This is a genomic window from Mesorhizobium sp. M7A.F.Ca.CA.004.04.2.1, from assembly GCF_004022825.1.
Taxonomy (GTDB): domain Bacteria; phylum Pseudomonadota; class Alphaproteobacteria; order Rhizobiales; family Rhizobiaceae; genus Mesorhizobium.
Genome location: NZ_RZPH01001506.1, coordinates 1 through 916, shown reverse-complemented (window position 1 = coordinate 916; position 916 = coordinate 1). Strand labels below are relative to the sequence as shown.

Sequence of the window (916 nt, the reverse complement as noted above, 5' to 3'; positions counted from 1 at the left end):
GGTCGGCTACGAGGACGAGGGCGATTGAAGCCATGAACCGCTTCGCCGAGCTTCTCGACCGCCTGGTGCTGACGCCGTCGCGCAACGGCAAGCTGACCTTGCTGACCGACTATTTCCGCAGCGTCGAGGATCCCGATCGCGGGCTGGCGCTGGCTGCCATCACCGGCGATCTCCACATCGCCGCGGTCAAGCCGGCGATGCTGCGCATGCTGGTCACCGAACGCATGGATCCGGTGCTGTTCGGCTATTCCTACGACTATGTCGGCGATCTCGCCGAAACGGTGTCGCTGGTCTGGCCGCAAACGCCCGGAAACATCGCGAACCGCGAGCCGACGCTGGGCGAAGTCGTGGCCAAACTGCAGGCGGCAAGCCGCTCCGACGGGCCCAAGGTGCTGGCCGGGCTGCTCGACAGCGCGGGCATCTCGGCGCGCTTTGCCATCATCAAGCTGGTCACCGGCGGCTTGCGCATCGGCATGTCGGCGCGGCTGGCCAAACAGGCGCTGGCCGATTTCGGCAAGGTCGACGTGGCCGAGATCGAGGAGCTCTGGCACGGGCTGTCACCGCCTTACACAGCGCTGTTCGCGTGGCTGGAAGGCAAGGCCGAAAGACCACGAAGCACGGCGTTGGCATTGTTTCGCCCGGTGATGCTGTCGAACCCGGTCGGTGACGGCGATCTCGAAAAGCTCGATCCCGCGGATTATGCCGCCGAATGGAAATGGGACGGCATCCGTGTCCAGGCGACGGCCGAGGGCGGTATCCGCCGGCTCTATTCGCGCACCGGCGACGATGTCTCCGGTGCCTTTCCGGACCTCGCCGAGGCCATGCATTTTTCCGCAACGCTGGACGGCGAATTGCTGGTCGGCGATCCCCGGGAGGCGACGGGAACCTTCTCGGATCTGCAGCAACGGCTGAATCG

General features: G+C 65.6%; 1 pseudogene. It reads left to right on the top strand.

The window, feature by feature from the left end:
• Positions 1-32: 32 nt before the first annotated feature.
• Positions 33-916 (top strand): annotated as a pseudogene (locus EN893_RS35740) (ATP-dependent DNA ligase); the annotation flags it as partial.